The sequence below is a fragment of the Ventosimonas gracilis genome (assembly GCF_001580025.1).
Lineage (GTDB): Bacteria > Pseudomonadota > Gammaproteobacteria > Pseudomonadales > Pseudomonadaceae > Ventosimonas > Ventosimonas gracilis.
On sequence record NZ_LSZO01000124.1, the window covers coordinates 1 to 19,251 of the forward strand.

The following is a 19,251-nucleotide window of genomic DNA, read 5'->3' on the forward strand; positions in this document are numbered from 1 at the left end:
TCAATCATCGACATGAAAACATCTATCTGGCCTTGCTAAAATTACTGCGTGAACAGCCGCTTTGATCGCGTTTGCTTCCTAAGACCCTTCAGTAAAAACCTGCGGGCAGTTTTTGCAGCTTGGGCGGAATGGGGAAGTCGGTTGAGTTCGAGGCAAAAAAATGGCTTTGCCCATCCAGACGCAGCGGCAATCCTTGTTGATAAGCAGGGATAACGGTATCGAGGCTGCGCTGCATTTCCTCGGACATTAACTGCTCTTCGATGGAGTGCACCAGCAACACAATGGATAGCGAAAACAGTCCGCTAATTAGCGCCGTCATCAGCACAAAGGCAATCAGGATACGGCGGGCAAAGGGTTGTTTGGAGAGCATTATTCAGTCAGTTGATAACCAATGCCGTGCACCGTATGCAGCAGCGGTCTGGCAAAGGGTTTGTCGAGGGTTTTGCGCAGTTGGTGAATATGGCTGCGCAGGCTGTCGCTGTCTGGGCAGTCATCGCCCCACAGGCTTTCTTCGAGCACTTCGCGGCGCACTACGGCCGGGCTTTTTTGCATCAGGATGGCGAGCAGTTTCAGCCCCAAGGGGTTGAGTTTGAGCGTCTGCCCGCTGCGGGTGACATCCAGAGTATCCAGGTCATAGCAGAGATCGCCCACTTGCAACAGCCGCCCGCGCCGCTGACTGCGCCGCAAGATGGCGTGAATGCGGGCGACCAGTTCGGCCAGCGCAAAGGGTTTGACCAGATAGTCGTCGGCTCCGGCGTTTAAGCCTTGCAAGCGGTCATCGAGCGTATCGCGGGCGGTCAGCATCAGGATGGGCACTTCATTGCGCGCGTCGATACGCAGGCGCTGGCAAAGCTGATAGCCGTCGATGCCAGGCAGCATGATATCCAGCACAATCAAGTCGTAATGCTGACTGGCGGCCAGATGCAGGCCGGATAGGCCGTCCTGCGCACAATCGACGGTAAAGCCTTTGAGCTGCAAATAGTCAAGCAGATTGGCGAGGATGTCACGGTTATCTTCGATAACGAGTAAACGCATAACCCATTCCTTGACGATTTTTTCATTCGGCCATCACGGGGCGCTAACGGTGCTGCGAACAGACTGGCAGCAGTGTATTCCTTGAGTGAATGAAAAATGTCAAAGTTTCGTTATGCACAACCTGCCTACCTTGCTGTACTGCTTGGCGTTTGGCTTTTGTTGTTTTTGGCAACGCGCACGCTGTTGCTCGCCACAGATTTTGCCGGCACCGGTATTCATTTAAGCGAACTCCCCAAGCTTTACGGCACGGGGCTTTTTTATGACCTGGTGTTTTTGCTCTACGTCAGTTTGCCGCTTTCGCTTTATTTGTTGTTTTGCCCCAAAAAGTTATGGCACACGCGTTTTCATCGATGGTTTTTGCTGGCACTGGCGACGTTAAGTTTCTTTGTCATGTTATTTACCGCCACCGCCGAATGGCTGTTTTGGGATGAATTTGGCGTGCGCTTTAACTTTATTGCAGTGGATTATTTGGTGTATTCCAAAGAAGTGGTGGATAACATCATGCAGTCCTACCCGATTGTGCCGCTGCTTTCGTTATTGGCGCTGCTCGCCGTTTTACTCACTTGGCTGTTAAGGCCATTGCTGCGTCGTGCATTGGCTGCGCCGTTATTGCCAAAAAGCGGCGCGTTTTTCGCCCTGTTGGTGCTGGCGCTATTGAACGGCGCGGTTCTGTTTGGCGTAGGGCAGGATTTCCCACGTGCCAGTGGCGGTAACAGTTATCTGAGGGAACTTTCCAGCAACGGGCCTTATCAGTTCTTTGCCGCCTTTCGCAATAATGAACTGGATTATCGTGGCCTCTACACAACGTTGGATGATGTGCAAGTCGCCAAGCTGCTGCGCGAACAGGTCGCTCCAAAGGGCGTGCGTTTTATCGGCACCGATCCGCTTTCCATCCGCCGTGTGGTGGAAAACCCCGGTGCAGAGAAACATCTGAATATCGTGCTGGTCACAGTCGAGAGCCTAAGCGCCAAGTATTTGGGCAGTTTTGGCGATAAGCGCGGATTGACCCCCAATCTTGACGAACTGCGCCAGCAGAGCCTGTTTTTTACCCATTTTTACGCCACCGGCACGAGCACCGACCGTGGCTTGGAAGCGGTCACTTTATCCATACCGCCCACGCCTGGGCGTTCCATCGTCAAACGGATTGGCCGTGAAACCGGCTACGCGAGTTTGGGGCAGCAACTGGCCGCGCGGGGTTATGACAGCGTGTTTCTCTACGGCGGGCGCGGTTATTTCGACAATATGAATGCTTTTTTCAGCGGCAACGGCTACCGCATTGTTGACCAAAGCAGTGTGCCAGAAAGCCAAATAAGCTTTAAAAATGCTTGGGGAATGGCCGATGAAGACCTCTACCAGCAGGCGCTGAAAGTCGCTGATGAGGATTATCAGGCCGCCAAGCCGTTCTTTTTCCACATCATGACCACCTCCAACCATCGCCCCTACAGTTATCCCGACGGACGTATCGACATCGCCTCCGGCAGCGGGCGCGAGGGCGCGGTCAAATACACCGACTACGCCATTGGCGAGTTTGTTAAAGCGGCGCAGCAAAAGCCGTGGTTTGACGACACGCTGTTTGTGTTTCTCGCCGACCACTGCGCCGGCAGCGCGGGCAGGCAGGATTTACCGGTCGAGAACTATCACATTCCGCTATTTATCTACGCCCCCAAGCATGTGGCCGCACGGGAATTTAGCGGGGTTTCCAGCCAAATAGACCTGGCGCCTACGCTGCTTGGCTTGCTGAATATGGATTATGTCTCGACCTTTTTTGGCCGTGACCTGCTGCGTGAAAGCACCTTGCCCGGGCGGGCGCTGATTGGCAATTATCAGCACCTTGGCCTGTTCGATGGCGAAAATCTAGCCATCCTGAGTCCCGGCAAAGGCATGCGCCGCCACAATGAAGCGCTCGCCGCCAGCGTTGAAGTCAAAGTCGATACAAAAGACCCACTGATACAGCGTGCTATTGCTTGGTATCAGGGCGCAAGTTATGCCTTCTCGCATCGACTGCTGGCTTGGCAGGCCGATAACCTGCCGCACCCGCAGAACGCCGCTTTGCAGCATCCTCAACAGGTAGCGCTTAGGCCATGACGCAGTCTCTATCGCGGTCATTCGATTTTCGCTTCGCGCTGGGTTTGCCATTGCTGATGATGGCGCTATTGGTCGTGTTTGAGCCGCACCGACTGGATTTTGCACTGGCGCACCTGTTTTATCAGCCCGGCGAAGGCTTTATTGGGCGGCACAGTTTTTTGCTGGAAAGCATTCTGCATACCAAGGTCAAGCAGCTGCTGATCGGTTTTGGTCTGTGCGCTTTGGCGGGTTTTGTGCTAAGCCTTTTTATCGCTCGGCTTAAGCCTTGGCGCAGAGACTTAAGTTATTTGGTGCTGGCGCTTACCCTGTGCAGCAGCATCGTCACCCCGCTCAAAGCCGCTACCAATGTGCACTGCCCGTGGAGTTTGCAAGTTTTTGGCGGCGACCAGCAGTTTCGCCCATTGCTGGGTAAAACCATTGAGAGCAATAAACCCGGCCGCTGCTGGCCGGCTGGGCACGCCAGCGCCGGTTTTAGCTGGCTGGCGCTGTTTTCCCTGCTGCGTGACCGCTACCCGCGCAGCGCCCGCGTGGCCTTGGTGGGCGCACTGGCGCTAGGCAGCCTGCTGGCTTCAGGAAGGATGATGCAAGGTGCACACTTTTTCTCGCACAGTCTGTGGACGCTGCTGCTCGACTGGGTGATTGGTGTGCTCGCCTACCGCTTGCTATTGTATCGTCCGCCCGCCGCTGCCGAACCGCTCGCGTCAGCGCCCACCTCGTCGTATTAAAGCGGCTGAGGTGAAGTTGCTGTCGCTTGGGATTTTCTGTGTAAAGCTGATGACCTTGGGTTCTTCATCGGTCAGGTTAAGCGCCAGATAACGGCGCGATTGCAGGTCGTGGTAAACCTCCAGTGATGACCAAGTAGTCGGCAGGTTGTACAGATTGGTCAGGTGCGCGATGGATACCCGCCACAGTTCGCCGCGCGAGTCATACTGGTCGGCAATGGCAATCTGCCAACTGTCTTCGTCCAAATAAAAGGTTCGCCGCGCATAGATATGCCGTGCGCCGGGTTTTAAGCGACCTTCCACCACCCAAACGCGGTGCAGCTCGTAGCGTACGTAGTCGGGATTGATATGGCCGGTTTGCAGGATGTCTTTGTATTTGAGTTTGCCACTGCCAATCTGGTAGTTGTTGTAGGTGATATAGACTTCCTGCTTGCCGACCAGCTCCCAGTCATAACGGTCGGGGGCACCGTTGTACATGTCGGTATCGTCGGCGGTGCGCAGACCTTCTGAGTCGATAATCGGCGTGTCGTAGGCAATATTGGGCGCACGCCGCACGCGGCGTTGTCCGGAGGTGTAAATCCAGGCATTGCGCGGTTCTTTGGTCTGGTCAATGGTTTCATGTACCAGTACCGCCCCACCTGCCAGCCTCGCCGGAGATTTAACAAATATCATGTAATAAAACATCAGGTTGTTCAGTTCGGCAAAACTACTGTTCGGTTGGTAATACTTGAACAACACTTCGATCTGGCCGGTAGTCAGCGCAAAACGACCGTTGCGTTGCACTACTGCAGATGAAGTCTGTGCCGTCAGATAGGTGCCGCGATAGCGGGTGATGTGATTCCAAACCACTTCCACGCCGCTTTGTGGAATGGGAAAAGGCACGCCGCCATAAGCATCGACAAAGCCATTGCCATCATTGACCAGCTTTGCGGTGACGGCGTTTTTGGCGGTGTTGTCGTACAGCCACTGTGGTGCTGAACCGCTGCGCCGACTGGGGTAGATATTCATCTTGAAGGTTTCGGGGTAGGCGGCAAACAAGGCAAGCTGCCCGGCGGACAGGTAATCCTTAAATTGCTCCACATTGGCGGCGGTGATGGTAAACAGCGGCTGGTCTGCGGGGAACGGGTTAAGATAGTAGCCGCCTTCCTGATAGTCTTGTGGGGGCGCGGTAATGCCACCTTCCCAGCGCGGAATGCTGCCACTGGCATTGCCAGCACGCTCGGCACCTAATGGGGTTAAATCTTGCTCAAGCCTTGCGGCTTGTTGGGGGGAGACTGCTGCCTGTGTCTGTACCGCACATACCAGAGCCACGACGGCGGCAATTAATGTATTTGTAGTTGCGCTGTGCATGGTTGATGTCCGAAAAGTGTCATTTATCCGGGGCAAGCTTTACGTCATTGATTGTCCTAGGATGATGGGAGGAATTGGTTAACTGAAGGCCGACAAGCCTAACACAGCCTTTAGTAGGCAGGCGAGGGGGGCTTAAGTAGCAACAAAGCCCAGCCACAGAGTAACCAATAGCGCCAAAAACCAAAGCACCGAGCGCAGCGCACCCCAATTGGCCAGATACGCGCCGATATAGCCGATACGCAAAAGCAGCCAAGCCAGCATCCACAGAGTAAGCGTTTGCTCGCCTATCTGCCGATAGAGCAGCGCCCAGAGCACGGCAAGAAAATACAGCGGCAAGCCTTCAAACAGATTGTTCTGTGCAAAATGGGCGCGGGCGCGCCAGCCTTGTTGCTGTTCCAGCCAAGGACGCGGGTGGTTGTTATTAAAGCCTTTACCGCCTGCCTTGGCTATCAACGCGCAGACATAGGGTAAACAAGCTGCTATCAGCAGCAGTACAGCGGTGCGGTTCATCATTTATCTCCTTGCTCTATCAACTTAAGGACATTGTCGCGAGGCGGGGTTTTGTACTGCGTGCCATCTGGCGTTATTGTGCTGCTTTTGTTCGTATGGAAAACAGCATGTCAGCGCCTGTTTTGATTAGCGGTACCAGTCGAAGGGTAGGGCGTGCGCTGGCGTTGCATTTGGCCGAAAGCGGGTTTTCTGTGCTTGCGGTTAATCGCCGCTCGCTTGCGGCTTCGCATCCTTGTATCGAGCAGGTCGAGGCCGACCTTTGTAGGCACGATGAGCGCGAGGCGCTGATAGGCTTTATTCGCAGTCGTTACCAGGGCCTGCGCGGGATTATTCACAATGCTTCCGCTTGGCTGGATGACGATTTAGCCAGCCTTGAGCAAATGTATCGGCTGCATATCGAAGCGCCTTTTTATCTCAATCTGGAATTGGGCGAGCTACTGCTCAATGAACCGCGCGCCGACATCATCCATATCTGCGACGAGAGCGCCTCGCGCGGCAGCAAAAATCATATCGCTTATGCCGCAACCAAGGCGGCACTACTGAATATGAGCTTGTCCTTTGCAGAGCGTTATGCGCCTTCGGTGCGCGTTAATGCCATTTCACCCGGGCTTTTGCTGTTTAAAGAAGGCAGCGATGCGGCCTATCAACAGCAAGCGCTGGCTAAAGCGGCGCTACGCTTTGAGCCGGGCGCTGCGCCTTTGTTGGAGGCGGTGGATTACCTGCTGCAAGCGAGCTACAGCACCGGCAGCAATATCGTGGTCAACGGCGGGCGGCATTTAAAGCAGTCGATATGATTTTGATGGCATTGAATGAAGCGGTAAGATACCCTGCTGCAAACCGAGAAAACTCTGCCCATTCGGGCGTGAAGCACAACAACAAGGGAGTACAACAAAGTGAGCAATAGACGTGATTTTTTACGAAAAGCGGGCGTTGCTACCGTTGCCGGTGCTGGCGCGTTGGCCGCTCCGGCTATCGCCAAGGCACAAAATACCATCCGCTGGCGCTTTCAAACCTACGCTGGCGCGGCTTTGGGTGAGCACGTGACCAAGCCGATCATCGATGCCATCAACACTGCGGCCAAAGGCGAGCTGCATATCGATTTGTACTACGCCGACCAGATTGTGCCGACCAGCGAGCTGTTCCGCGCACTGCAAGCGGGCACCATTGACGCGGTGCATTCGGATGATGACTCGATGGCATCGCCAGCGGAAGTGGCTACCTTCGGCGGTTACTTCCCACTCGCCACCAAGCAGATTTTGGACGTGCCGGTACTGTTTAAGCAGTACGGTTTGGCCGATATTTGGCGCGAAGCCTACCGCAAAGTCGGTGGTGTGGTTTGGTTGGCGGCATCGGGGCAAGACCCTTGTCACTTCGTCACCAAAAAGCCGATTCGTTCGCTTGCCGACTTGCACGGACTGCGCCTTTATACCTTCCCCACTGCGGGTCGTTTTTTGGGCCAATTTGGCGTGGTGCCGGTAAGTATTCCTTATGAAGATGCGCAAGTGGCGGTACAGACCGGCGAGCTGGACGGCATGTGCTGGTGCGGCATTACCGAAAGCTACACCGTCGGTTGGGCGGATGTGACAGACCATTTCTTGATTAACAATATTTCCGGTGCCTGGATTGGCTCGTTCTTTGTCAACGAGAAAAAATGGGCGGAGCTGCCGCCGCACTTAAAATCGCTACTGATGACCGCCATTGAAGCGGGCAACAACTACCGCGACCAATGGTACTGGGGCGGTGAAGCCAAACTGCGCGCCGGTGGCGACAAGCTCAAATTAACCAGCGTGCCAATGGCCGAATGGAAGACGGTCGAAGATGCCGCCAAAACCTTCTGGAAGGAAATCGCCCAGCAAAGCGAAACCGCCGCCAAAGTCGTCAAAATTTTTGAAGACTACAACGCGGTTATCGAAAAAGCCGGTGCGCCTTACGTATTTGGCTGAAGATAATCCGTATGGCTCCGATACACCGGGCTTATGTCCGGTGTTTTTAACTTCTTGATAACAAGTGCCTTATGACCCAAACCTACCCTTTTGACGCGCTCAAACAGGATGTTGCTGCAGGGCGCATTGATACTGTGATTGCCTGCTTTGTCGATATGCAAGGTCGGCTGATGGGCAAGCGTTTTCACGCCGAATTTTTTATCGATTCCGGCTGGCAGGAAACCCACAGTTGCAACTACCTGCTGGCGACTGACCTTGAGATGGAAACCGTCCCCGGCTACCAGGCGACCAGTTGGGCGGCCGGTTACGGCGATTACACGATGAAGCCCGACCTTGGCACGCTGCGCAAGCTACCCTGGCTTGATGGAACGGCGCTGGTACTTTGCGACGTACTCGACCATCACGGCGAGCATGAAGTCGCCCATTCGCCGCGAGCGGTGCTTAAAAAGCAGCTAAAACGCCTGCAAGCCATGGGCTTTAGCGCACAAATGGCCACCGAATTGGAGTTTTATCTGTTTGAACAGAGCTTCGATACCGTGCGCAAAAACGGCTGGCGCAATCTGGCACCGGTGAGCGGTTATAACGAGGACTATCACATCTTCCAGACCACCAAGGAAGAGGACGTCATGCGAGCGCTGCGCAACGGTCTGCAAGGTGCGGGCATCCCGGTGGAAAACTCCAAAGGCGAAGCCTCGCCAGGGCAAGAAGAAATCAACGTGCGTTACGCGGATGCGCTCTCAATGGCCGACCGCCACGCCATCATCAAAAACGCCTGTAAAGAAATCGCCTGGCAGCAGGGCAAATCCGTCACCTTTCTTGCCAAATGGCATGAAAAAGCCGCCGGTTCCTCCTCGCACATCCACCAATCGCTGTGGAGCCTGGATGGACAAACGCCGCTGTTTTATGACTCAAACGCCGAGCACGGCATGTCGCGCTTAATGCGCCAATACGTGGCCGGACAGCTCGCCCACGCAAGCGAAGTGACTTACTTTTTAGCGCCCTATATCAACTCCTACAAGCGCTTTGTCGCCAATACCTTTGCGCCGACCAAAGCGGTTTGGAGTTTGGACAACCGCACCGCCGGTTATCGCCTGTGTGGCAGCGGCAAGGCCATTCGCATTGAATGCCGCGTGGGCGGTTCGGATCTAAATCCCTATCTGGCCATGGCCGCGTTAATTGCCGCCGGTATCGCCGGAATTAACCAGCAAATGGAACTGGAAGCGCCCTTTGTTGGCGATGCCTATCAAGGGCACAACGTGCGCGAAATCCCCAAAACTCTACGCGCCGCCACGGACGCTCTCAATCATTCAGCCATGCTGCGCGAAGCCTTAGGCGGTGATGTGGTTGACCACTATGTTCGCGCTGCAAAGTGGGAGCAAGAAGAATACGACCGCCGCATTACCGACTGGGAAGTCGCCCGCGGCTTTGAACGTGCTTAACCTTTGACGATAAAAAGAGGCAGTAAATGACCGTGATTCAATGTATATCCCCGGTAGACGGTTCGGTTTACGCCGAACGCAGCGCGCTTTCGTTAGAACAAGCCACCGATGCTGCCATCCGCGCCCGCAAAGCACAAAAGGCTTGGGCTGCCAGGCCGCTCGATGAGCGCATCCGCTTGGTGCAACAAGGTGCGGCGCGTCTTAATGAAATGGCAGGCGAAGTGGTGCCGGAACTCGCCTGGCAAATGGGTAGGCCGGTGCGCTACGGCGGCGAATTTAAAGGCTTTAACGAGCGCGTCGGCTATATGGCCGATATTGCCCACTACGCGCTGTCGCCCTTGGTGATTGAAGCAAGCGATGATTTCGAGCGGCGCATTGAGCGCGAAGCGCAGGGCGTGGTGTTTGTGATCGCGCCTTGGAACTACCCGTATATGACCGCCATCAACACGGTCGCACCTGCGTTGATCGCCGGTAACACGGTCGTACTCAAACACGCGGCGCAAACCTTGCTGGTCGGCGAGCGTATGGTCAGGGCCTTTAACCAGGCGGGCGTGCCTGAAGACGTGCTGCAAAACGTCTTTTTAGACCATGACACGACCAGCGCCCTGATCGGTGCCGGGCACTTTAACTTTATTAACTTCACGGGATCCCCCGCAGGCGGACGCGCGATTGAACGCGCCGCCGCCGGAACCTTCGCAGGACTTGGTTTGGAATTAGGCGGCAAAGACCCGGCCTATGTTATGGAAGATGCCCATCTTGCCGCTGCCGTCGATACGCTGATGGACGGCGCGTTCTACAACAGCGGCCAATGCTGCTGCGGCATTGAGCGCATTTACGTGCAGGAAAGTCTGTTTGACGACTTTGTCGAACAATCGGTCGCCTGGGTTTCCAACTTCAAACTGGGCAATCCGTTAGACCAAGAGACCACCTTAGGGCCGATGGCGCACAAACGCTTTGCCGCTCAGGTGCGCTCGCAAATCGCCGCCGCCGTAGCGCAAGGCGCACAACCGCTGGTCGATAGCAAGCTGTTCCCCGCCGATGACGGCGGCGCATACCTCGCCCCGCAAATTCTTGTGGGCGTTAATCATCAAATGGACTTTATGCGCGAGGAAACCTTTGGTCCTGCGGTCGGTATTATCAAAGTGAAAAACGACGACCAAGCGCTCGCCTTAATGAATGACAGTCGCTACGGCCTAACCGCTTCCGTTTGGACGGCGGACAGCGAACGCGCCGCTATATTGGGGCAGCAATTGGAGACCGGCACGGTCTTTATGAACCGCGCCGACTACCTGGATCCGGCACTGTGCTGGACGGGCGTTAAAGACACAGGCCGCGGCGGCTCGCTATCCGTCTTGGGCTTTCAAAATCTAACCCGTCCCAAGTCCTACCATTTTCGGAAAAAAATCTAATGATGACTGCTAACTGGAGCTACCCCACCGCGATTAAATTCGGCGTTGGATGCATCAAAGAGCTGGCCGAACACTGCAAGGCCATCGGCATGCAAAAACCGCTGCTGGTCACTGACCGCGGCCTTGCCAGCATGCCGATTACGCAAAATGCGCTGGATATTCTGCAAAGTGCAGGTCTTGGCCGCGCATTGTTTGCCGAAGTAGACCCCAATCCCAACGACAAAAACCTCGCCGCCGGCCTTGCCGCTTATAAAGAGGGCGGACACGATGGAATCGTTGCCTTTGGCGGCGGCTCCGGGCTGGACCTCGGCAAAACCATTGCCTTTATGGCAGGGCAAACGCGCCCGGTGTGGGATTTTGAAGACATCGGCGACTGGTGGACACGCGCCAACCCCGAAGCTATCGCCCCCATCGTTGCCGTACCGACCACGGCGGGAACCGGTTCGGAAGTCGGCCGCGCCACGGTGATTACGCACAGCGAAAGTCATACCAAAAAAGTCATCTTCCACCCCAAAATCCTGCCGTCGGTGGTGATTTGTGACCCGGAACTGACCGTCGGCATGCCGAAAGTCATTACCGCCGGAACCGGCATGGACGCCTTTATCCACTGTCTGGAAGCCTACTGCACGCCGTTCTACCACCCGATGGGCGAAGGTATCGCGCTCGAAGGCATGCGCCTCGCTTACCAAAACCTGCCGCGTGCTTATCAAGACGGCAATGACCTTACGGCACGCGCACAAATGATGAGCGCCGCCGCAATGGGCGCGGTCGCCTTCCAAAAAGGTTTGGGCGCAGTACACGCGCTCTCGCACCCGGTCGGCGCGCTCTACAACACCCATCACGGCATGACCAATGCGGTGGTGCTGCCCGCCGTACTGCGCTTTAACCGTCCGGCGATTGAAGACAAAATCAACCGACTGGCCGCCTATCTAGGCATCAGCGGCGGCTTTGACGGCTTCTACGGTGCCATGCAAAACCTGCGCGAAAGCGTCGGCGTGCCCGACAAACTCGCCGCTTTAGGCGTAGATAACAGCCGCATCAGTGAGCTTGCCAGCATGGCCGTGGTTGACCCCACCGCAGGCGGCAACCCCGTCCCGCTCACCCAAGAGAGCGCACAGCAGTTGTACTTGGAGTGCATTTAAATACCGCACGCACCCTAAGCCCAAGGACGGGCTTTTTATCGTCAGACGAATAATTCCTGATTGCATAGTATTCTCAGACGTTAGCGGCTATTTATTGGCAAGATCGCTGCAGATTGCCATTGTCTGCCCATTTCCCTATACTTCTGCGCCAATTTATCGGCTTCGTAGCTTCTTGAGGCCGGTTTCTGTTGCGGGCGCGTTGGTTGCGCCGTATCGATTTGGCCTGTTTTGCAGGCTTTCTTTTAGCGTGAATAACCGTGAAAACCCAACGACCTGTAAACCTCGACCTTAGAACCATAAAGCTGCCGGTCACTGCTTACACGTCCATCCTGCACCGGATTTCCGGCGTTGTCCTGTTTTTGGGGCTGGTTTTGCTGCTGCTGGCTTTGCAGCAGTCGCTGGCTTCCGAAGAAGGCTTTTTGCAGGTAAAGCAGTATCTGGCGCATCCCTTGGCAAAATTCGTAAGCTTTGGGCTGTTGTCGGCACTTTTGTATCACTTGGTGGCCGGTATCCGTCATCTGTTGATGGATCTGGGCTTGGGTGAAACGCTCGAAGGCGGCAAGCGCGGCTCTAAAGCCGTGCTGGTGATTTCCGCCGTTTTGATTGTGCTGGCAGGAGTATGGCTGTGGTAACCAACGTCACCAATTTTTCCCGTTCTGGCCTGTATGACTGGATGGCGCAGCGCGTCTCGGCCGTGCTGCTGGCGGCTTATTTTTTGTTTTTGCTGGGCTTTTTGGTCTGTCATCCAAACCTTGGCTATGCCGAGTGGAAGGCGCTGTTCAGTCATACCGCCATGCGTATTTTTAGCCTGCTCGCGCTTGGCGGATTAATTGTGCATGCCTGGGTCGGCATGTGGACCATTACCACCGACTACCTCACACCCATGGCGATTGGCCGTTGGGCAACCGGCGTGCGCTTTTTGGTGCAGGCCGCTTGCGGCGTTTTGCAATTTGTCCTGTTTGTCTGGGGCGTACAGATTTTGTGGGGGTTTTAATCGATGGCTAATATACCAACACTTTCTTACGACGCAATTATCGTCGGCGGAGGTGGAGCGGGCATGCGCGCCGCGCTGCAACTGGCGCAAGGTGGGCATAAAACCGCTTGCGTAACCAAGGTGTTCCCAACCCGTTCGCACACGGTCTCTGCCCAAGGCGGCATTACTTGCGCGATTGCCTCGGCTGACCCGAATGACGACTGGCGCTGGCATATGTACGACACGGTCAAGGGCTCCGACTATATCGGCGACCAGGACGCGATTGAGTACATGTGTTCGGTCGGCCCTGAGGCGGTATTTGAGCTGGAACATATGGGCTTGCCGTTTTCGCGCACAGAAAGCGGGCGCATTTATCAGCGCCCGTTCGGTGGGCAGTCGAAAAACTTTGGCGAAGGCGGCCAAGCCGCGCGCACCTGTGCCGCTGCCGATCGCACCGGCCATGCGCTGCTGCATACCCTGTATCAAGCCAATCTTAAAAACGGCACTTCCTTTCTTAACGAATGGTATGCGGTGGATTTGGTAAAAAATCAGGACGGCGCGATAGTCGGCATTATTGCCATCTGCATCGAAACCGGCGAAACCGTCTATATTCGTGCCAAAGCCGTGGTGCTGGCGACCGGTGGAGCCGGGCGAATTTACTCATCGACCACCAACGCACTGATTAACACCGGCGACGGCGTGGGCATGGCGCTGCGTGCGGGCGTGCCGGTGCAAGACATTGAAATGTGGCAATTCCACCCGACCGGCATTGCCGGCGCGGGCGTGCTGGTCACTGAAGGCTGTCGTGGTGAAGGCGGCTATCTGATTAACGCACAAGGCGAGCGTTTTATGGAGCGCTACGCACCCAATGCCAAAGACCTGGCCGGACGTGACGTGGTCGCCCGCTCAATGGTTAAAGAAGTGCTGGCCGGTAATGGTGTAGGTCCTAATAAAGACCACGTGCTGCTTAAACTCGACCATTTGGGCGAAGAAGTGCTGCACAGCCGCTTGCCTGGTATCTGCGAACTGGCGAAAACCTTTGCCCATGTCGACCCGGTGGTGGCACCCATTCCGGTGATCCCGACCTGCCACTACATGATGGGCGGCATGGCGACCAATATTCACGGACAAGTATTGACGCAAAACGCATCCGGCGAAGACTGCATTGTTCCCGGCCTGTTTGCCGTAGGTGAAGTCGCCTGCGTATCGGTACATGGAGCCAATCGCTTGGGCGGCAACTCGCTGCTTGACTTGGTGGTCTTTGGCCGCGCAGCCGGACTTTATTTGGAGCAAGCGATTAAAGAAGGCATTGAAGTGCGCCGCGCAACGGATGAAGACTTGCAGCAGTCGCTCGCCCGTCTGGCCGGAGTCAATGAGCGCAGCCAAGGCGAAGAAGTAGCGCCGCTTAAACGTGAACTGCAACAATGCATGCAAAACTACTTTGGCGTATTCCGTACCGGCGAATATATGCAAAAAGGCATTAAGCAACTCGCCGAACTACGTCCGCGTATTGAAAAGGTCAAAATTACCGATAAGTCGGGTGCGTTTAATACGGCACGTATTGAAGCGCTGGAACTGCAAAACTTATTGGAAGTGGCCGAAGCCACCGCCATTGCCGCAGAACACCGAACCGAATCACGCGGCGCACACGCCCGCGAAGATTATGAAGCGCGTGATGATGACAATTGGCTGTGCCACACCCTGTATTTCCCGCAGGAAAAACGGGTCGGCAAACGCGCGGTTAATCTTGCGCCGAAAACCGTTCCGATGTTTAAACCTAAAGTTCGCACTTATTGATTGAGTGGCTTAAAAATCATGGCTAGCCTTGGCAATACCTTAACCGTCAGCGTCTACCGCTATAACCCAGAAAAAGACAACGCGCCGCTAATGCAAGATTTCACGATTGAAATCGGCGGCAAAGATTTAATGGTGCTCGATGTATTGGCACTGATTAAAGAGCAGGATGAAGGTTTTTCTTACCGCCGTTCCTGCCGCGAAGGCGTTTGCGGTTCGGACGGCATGAATATCAGCGGCAAAAACGGTCTTGCTTGTATTACTCCCCTATCTTCGGTGGTTAAAAACAACAAACTGGTGATTCGCCCATTACCGGGGCTGCCGGTTATCCGCGATTTAGTCGTCGATATGAGCATCTTCTACAAGCAATATGAGAAGGTGCAGCCCTATTTGCAAAACGATACCCCGCCGCCCGCCATTGAACGCCTGCAATCCCCGGCTGAACGGGAAAAACTCGACGGCTTGTATGAGTGCATTCTGTGCGCCTGTTGCTCCACCTCTTGCCCATCGTTCTGGTGGAATCCGGATAAATTCTTAGGACCTGCGGCACTCTTGCAAGCCAACCGCTTTTTATCCGATAGCCGTGATACCCAAACGCAAGAACGCCTCGCCGCATTGGACGACCCGTTTAGCGTATTTCGCTGCCGCGGCATTATGAACTGCGTTAATGTCTGCCCGAAAGGCTTAAACCCCACCAAAGCCATTGGTCATGTACGCAATATGCTGCTGCAAAGCGGGACTTAAATAACGACAGAGGAATAGACCCTGGTTTTATATTCACTGTCTTTATTTAAGTGCTTTTGGGGTGCTGCGATAATGAGGCATAATATTGAACAAAAGGAACAAAAGCGGCATTCTCGATTAGGTATTGCCTCATTTGTCTTAAGCCTGCTCGCTCCATTACTCTGCATTGGCAGCTTGATGATAATCGCCATCATGATGGGACATGCCAGCACACCAAGGCAAAAAGCACTGCAAGAGATCGTTGACGGATTATGGGAACCCGGATTAGCAGCGCTAATGTTGCTTGGACCCTTAATGCTGCCCGTGGCTTTACTATTGGGGATTACCGGTTTAATGCAGAAAAACCGTAAAAAAGCCTTTGCACTGACCGGTACGCTGATTTCGGCTGTGCTGATGTTATTGCCTTTTATCGGAATGGCATTTTTAGCGAACAATGCTCCTTGATCAAGACAAACCTTGGTCAGTGAAAATCGGTCGTGGATTCCTTTCTTGTGTAATTGTGCGGATAGTGCGCACGTCCTTGGCCAGGTCTTCCTCAAAGGTACTGTTTTCGCCTTGGTTCAAATCACCACCTCGACGCTTTTAGCCTCGTAGATGGCAAACCCCACTCTGCGGCAAAGCGCGGCAGCCACTCAAATGTCCAGTCCTTGCTTTTGCCGCTGATTTTATCGGTGGCTTGTGCTTTTGTTTGGCTTTACGATAGCACCTTTAATTTTTCGCCGCTTTGCTTCGTTTGGCAAGGCGCTGGTTGTTTGAGTTGAGATTAAATCCATGCAAGAAACCACCATGCAGCGCCTGTGGGACAGCGCTTACCTTTCCGGCGGCAATGCGGACTACGTCGAGGCGCTCTACGAGCGCTACCTGCACGACCCCAACAGCGTGCCGGAAGAGTGGCGCAGTCACTTTCAAAAGCTGCCCGCGCAAACCGGCGAGGTGCAAGCACCGGCCAATGATGTGGCGCATTCAACCATCCGCGAGCAATTTGTTTTGCTCGCCAAAAATCAGCGCCGCGCCAAGCCGGTTTCCGCCACCAGCGTCAGCAGCGAGCACGAGAAAAAACAGGTTGAAGTGCTACGGCTGATTCAGGCCTTTCGTATTCGCGGTCATCAGGCGGCGCAGCTTGACCCATTAGGCTTGTGGCAGCGCCTTGCGCCGGATGATTTAGCCATCGAACATTACGCTTTGACCCGTGCGGATCTGGACACTCGATTTCGCACCGGCGGCCTTTATATCGGCGAGAAAGAAGCAAGTTTGCGCGATATTCACCAAGCGCTTAAAGAAACCTACTGCCGCACACTGGGTGCGGAATTTATGCACATTGTCGATTCCACGCAGCGCCACTGGTTCGCGCAGCGACTGGAAAGCGTGCGCAGTGCGCCCAAATTGTCCGCAACGACCCAAGCGCACTTGCTGGAACGCTTAACCGCCGCCGAAGGATTGGAAAAATACCTGGGCACCAAATACCCCGGCACCAAGCGCTTTGGTCTGGAAGGCGGTGAGAGTTTAATTCCGCTGCTCGATGAGATCATCCAGCGCAGCGGCGGCTACGGCGTGCGCGAAATCGTGATCGGTATGGCGCACCGTGGGCGGCTGAATGTGCTGGTTAATATTCTGGGGAAAAATCCGCGCGAACTGTTTGACGAGTTCGAGGGCAAGCAAACCGAAGGTTTAACGTCCGGTGACGTGAAATACCACCAGGGCTTTTCCTCTAATGTGATGACCTCAGGCAGCGAAGTGCATCTGGCGCTTGCCTTTAATCCGTCGCATCTTGAGATTGTCTCACCGGTGGTGGAAGGCTCGGTACGCGCCCGCCAAGACCGCCGCAATGACGCCGTCGGCGATAAAGTGCTGCCGATTGCCATTCACGGCGACGCGGCTTTTGCCGGACAAGGCGTGGTGATGGAAACCCTGCAAATGTCGCAAACGCGCGGCTATAAAACGGGCGGCACTATCCATATCGTGATCAATAACCAAGTCGGCTTTACCACCAGCCGTGCCGATGATGCGCGTTCGACCGAATACGCAACCGACGTCGCCAAAATGATCCAGGCGCCGATATTGCACGTAAACGGTGACGACCCGGAAGCGGTACTGTTCGCCACGCAAATAGCGGTGGACTACCGCATGCAGTTTAAGCGCGACATCGTGATTGACCTCGTCTGCTACCGCCGCCGTGGGCATAACGAGGCGGATGAACCCTCCGGCACGCAGCCGCTTATGTACCAACAAATTGCCAAGCAGCGCTCTACCCGCGAACTGTACGCCGATTTATTGGTTAAACGCGGCACGCTCACAGAAGATGAGATCACCGCCAAGATTGAGGACTACCGCTGCGCACTGGATAACGGCCAGCACGTGGTAAAAAGCTTGGTCAAACAGCCCTCGGAGGAGCTTTTTGTCGATTGGAAGCCCTATCTGGGACACGCCTGGACCGCGCGGCACGACACCCGCTTTAACCTAAAAACCTTGCAGGAACTGGCCGGCAAACTGCTGCAAGTGCCCGAAGGCTTCGTACTGCAGCGCCAGGTCGCCAAAGTGATGGAAGACCGCGCCAAAATGACCGCCGGTGCCTTGCCGATTAACTGGGGCTACGCGGAAAACCTCGCCTACGCCACCTTGCTGCACGAAGGCCATCCGGTACGCATGACCGGTCAAGATATTGGCCGCGGCACCTTCTCGCACCGTCACGCGCAATTGCACAGCCAAAAAGACGGGCAAATTTACCTGCCGTTGCAGCACCTGTTTGACGGGCAACCGGCCTTCTCGCTGTACGACTCGTTTTTATCGGAAGAAGCGGTGCTGGGCTTTGAATACGGCTACGCGACCACCACGCCCGGTGCCTTGGTGCTTTGGGAGGCGCAGTTCGGCGACTTTGCCAACGGCGCACAGGTCGTCTTCGATCAATTTATCAGCAGCGGCGAACACAAATGGGGCAGGCTTTGCGGCTTAACCGTACTGCTGCCGCACGGCTTTGAAGGGCAAGGGCCAGAGCACAGTTCCGCGCGTTTGGAGCGTTACCTGCAACTCTGTGCCGAGCACAACATGCAAGTGTGCATGCCGACCACGCCGGCGCAGGTCTACCATATGCTGCGTCGTCAGGTCATCCGCCCGCTGCGCAAGCCCTTGATTGCGCTTACCCCAAAATCCCTGCTGCGCCACCCGCTTGCCGTCTCCACGCTGGAAGAATTGGCCGAAGGCGCATTCCAAACCGTGATTGGCGAGATTGACCCGCTGCCGGCGAAAAAAGTCGAACGGCTGATTTTGTGCAGCGGCAAGGTCTACTACGACCTGCTCAGCAAACGCCGCGCAGAAAACCGCGAAGACATCGCCATCGTACGTATTGAACAGCTTTACCCGTTTCCGGCGGACGATCTGGCCGAAGTGCTCGCGCCCTACACTCAGCTTAAGCACCTGATTTGGTGCCAGGAAGAGCCGATGAACCAAGGTGCCTGGTATTGCAGCCAGCATCATATGCGCCGCGCTGCCAGTGCCCATAAAAATAAACTCAATTTGGAATACGCAGGCCGCGAAGGCTCCGCCGCCCCCGCCTGCGGCTACGCTTCCATGCATGCGCAACAGCAAGAGAAGTTGTTGCAGGATGCGTTTACCTTGTAGCGGCAGGTGCCGGCAATGACGATGAACAGGAAAGGGTGCTTTAACTCATCTCTCCCATTGATGGGAGAGGGGGCGAGGGGCATAGTCCGCGCGGGGCTTTTCACCCTGCTTGCCTTAACAACCCATGCGGTTGCTGATGAGGCACTGCTATCCCAACAACTCGCCGCCTGTTCTTTGCAAGAAAACGAAAAGCAACGTCTCGCCTGCTATGACCTGCTGGCTTTAAATCTTAAAACGGCCGAAAAACCAGTAGGCAGCGCGGGCAGCGAACCCATCAATGAAGACAATGCCTTGTTTAAATTATCCTGCGCTTATTTCGCCAAGGATTGTTGAGTCATCAGGTCTCTATTTCCTATCTTAAAAAAGAGGGCTCATGCAAAATCCTTATATTGCCCGCACGACACTTTTCTCCGGGGAAACAGTGACCGCTCTATTTAACACTGAAGGCGCTGATATTGCCTTCTCCGACATCCGCAAAGCCTGCAACGGG

General features: G+C 55.1%; 18 protein-coding genes. 14 read left to right on the forward strand and 4 right to left on the reverse strand.

Features of this window, described 5'->3' with window-relative positions:
- Window positions 1-88: 88 nt before the first annotated feature.
- Together AXE65_RS05390 and AXE65_RS05395 are read right to left on the reverse strand one after the other, a co-directional pair.
- On the reverse strand, window positions 89-370 hold the full coding sequence (locus AXE65_RS05390; protein WP_068389146.1) for a hypothetical protein: 282 nt from the start codon (window positions 368-370) through the stop codon (window positions 89-91).
- Window positions 370-1,035: a response regulator transcription factor gene (locus tag AXE65_RS05395; RefSeq protein ID WP_068389149.1), complete on the reverse strand. Its 666-nt coding sequence runs from the start codon at window positions 1,033-1,035 to the stop codon at window positions 370-372. The genes AXE65_RS05390 and AXE65_RS05395 overlap by 1 nt, the downstream gene beginning before the upstream one ends.
- A 96-nt stretch (window positions 1,036-1,131) precedes the next feature.
- Between AXE65_RS05395 and AXE65_RS05400 the strand changes: the two genes are divergently transcribed.
- Together AXE65_RS05400 and AXE65_RS05405 are read left to right on the forward strand one after the other, a co-directional pair.
- Window positions 1,132-3,120 carry an LTA synthase family protein gene (locus AXE65_RS05400; RefSeq protein WP_068389154.1) on the forward strand — a complete coding sequence of 663 codons (1,989 nt, stop codon included), beginning with the start codon at window positions 1,132-1,134 and terminating at the stop codon, window positions 3,118-3,120.
- The gene (locus tag AXE65_RS05405) at window positions 3,117-3,845 is read left to right on the forward strand and encodes a phosphatase PAP2 family protein (protein WP_068389157.1); all 729 of its coding nucleotides are present in this window, start codon (window positions 3,117-3,119) and stop codon (window positions 3,843-3,845) included. Before AXE65_RS05400 ends, AXE65_RS05405 begins: the two co-directional genes overlap by 4 nt.
- Here the strand turns inward: AXE65_RS05405 and AXE65_RS05410 are convergent.
- Window positions 3,822-5,192: a DUF1329 domain-containing protein gene (locus AXE65_RS05410; protein WP_068389164.1), complete on the reverse strand. Its 1,371-nt coding sequence runs from the start codon at window positions 5,190-5,192 to the stop codon at window positions 3,822-3,824. The two genes, AXE65_RS05405 and AXE65_RS05410, sit on opposite strands and share 24 nt — an antisense overlap.
- A gap of 132 nt (window positions 5,193-5,324) precedes the next feature.
- Complete coding sequence (locus AXE65_RS05415) at window positions 5,325-5,705, reverse strand: MAPEG family protein (protein WP_204376521.1); 381 nt, start codon at window positions 5,703-5,705, stop codon at window positions 5,325-5,327.
- Window positions 5,706-5,809: 104 nt separating this feature from the next.
- Between AXE65_RS05415 and folM the strand changes: the two genes are divergently transcribed.
- The 12 genes from folM (at window position 5,810) to AXE65_RS05475 (ending at window position 19,094) form a co-directional block, all read left to right on the forward strand.
- On the forward strand, window positions 5,810-6,496 hold the full coding sequence (gene folM, locus AXE65_RS05420) for a dihydromonapterin reductase (RefSeq protein ID WP_068389177.1): 687 nt from the start codon (window positions 5,810-5,812) through the stop codon (window positions 6,494-6,496).
- Window positions 6,497-6,595: 99 nt separating this feature from the next.
- Complete coding sequence (locus AXE65_RS05425; protein ID WP_068389179.1) at window positions 6,596-7,645, forward strand: TRAP transporter substrate-binding protein; 1,050 nt, start codon at window positions 6,596-6,598, stop codon at window positions 7,643-7,645.
- A 71-nt stretch (window positions 7,646-7,716) separates the two neighbouring features.
- The gene (locus AXE65_RS05430) at window positions 7,717-9,084 is read left to right on the forward strand and encodes a glutamine synthetase family protein (protein WP_068389181.1); all 1,368 of its coding nucleotides are present in this window, start codon (window positions 7,717-7,719) and stop codon (window positions 9,082-9,084) included.
- 26 nt (window positions 9,085-9,110) lie between these two features.
- Entirely contained in the window at window positions 9,111-10,493 is a 1,383-nt protein-coding gene (locus tag AXE65_RS05435) for an aldehyde dehydrogenase family protein (protein WP_068389187.1), read from the forward strand.
- Entirely contained in the window at window positions 10,493-11,635 is a 1,143-nt protein-coding gene (locus AXE65_RS05440; protein ID WP_068389189.1) for an iron-containing alcohol dehydrogenase, read from the forward strand. The genes AXE65_RS05435 and AXE65_RS05440 overlap by 1 nt, the downstream gene beginning before the upstream one ends.
- 257 nt (window positions 11,636-11,892) lie before the next feature.
- The gene (gene sdhC, locus AXE65_RS05445) at window positions 11,893-12,267 is read left to right on the forward strand and encodes a succinate dehydrogenase, cytochrome b556 subunit (RefSeq protein ID WP_068389192.1); all 375 of its coding nucleotides are present in this window, start codon (window positions 11,893-11,895) and stop codon (window positions 12,265-12,267) included.
- Complete coding sequence (sdhD, locus tag AXE65_RS05450) at window positions 12,261-12,629, forward strand: succinate dehydrogenase, hydrophobic membrane anchor protein (protein ID WP_068389195.1); 369 nt, start codon at window positions 12,261-12,263, stop codon at window positions 12,627-12,629. The genes sdhC and sdhD overlap by 7 nt, the downstream gene beginning before the upstream one ends.
- Before the next feature lie 3 nt (window positions 12,630-12,632).
- The gene (gene sdhA, locus AXE65_RS05455; protein ID WP_068389197.1) at window positions 12,633-14,405 is read left to right on the forward strand and encodes a succinate dehydrogenase flavoprotein subunit; all 1,773 of its coding nucleotides are present in this window, start codon (window positions 12,633-12,635) and stop codon (window positions 14,403-14,405) included.
- An 18-nt stretch (window positions 14,406-14,423) separates the two neighbouring features.
- Window positions 14,424-15,146: a succinate dehydrogenase iron-sulfur subunit gene (locus AXE65_RS05460; protein ID WP_068389199.1), complete on the forward strand. Its 723-nt coding sequence runs from the start codon at window positions 14,424-14,426 to the stop codon at window positions 15,144-15,146.
- 72 nt (window positions 15,147-15,218) lie between these two features.
- Window positions 15,219-15,590 carry a hypothetical protein gene (locus AXE65_RS05465; RefSeq protein ID WP_068389201.1) on the forward strand — a complete coding sequence of 124 codons (372 nt, stop codon included), beginning with the start codon at window positions 15,219-15,221 and terminating at the stop codon, window positions 15,588-15,590.
- A 327-nt stretch (window positions 15,591-15,917) separates the two neighbouring features.
- A complete protein-coding gene (locus AXE65_RS05470; protein ID WP_068389203.1) occupies window positions 15,918-18,761 on the forward strand; it encodes a 2-oxoglutarate dehydrogenase E1 component in 2,844 nt (947 codons plus the stop codon).
- 15 nt (window positions 18,762-18,776) lie between these two features.
- A complete protein-coding gene (locus AXE65_RS05475; protein WP_153015397.1) occupies window positions 18,777-19,094 on the forward strand; it encodes a hypothetical protein in 318 nt (105 codons plus the stop codon).
- Window positions 19,095-19,251 lie beyond the last annotated feature (157 nt).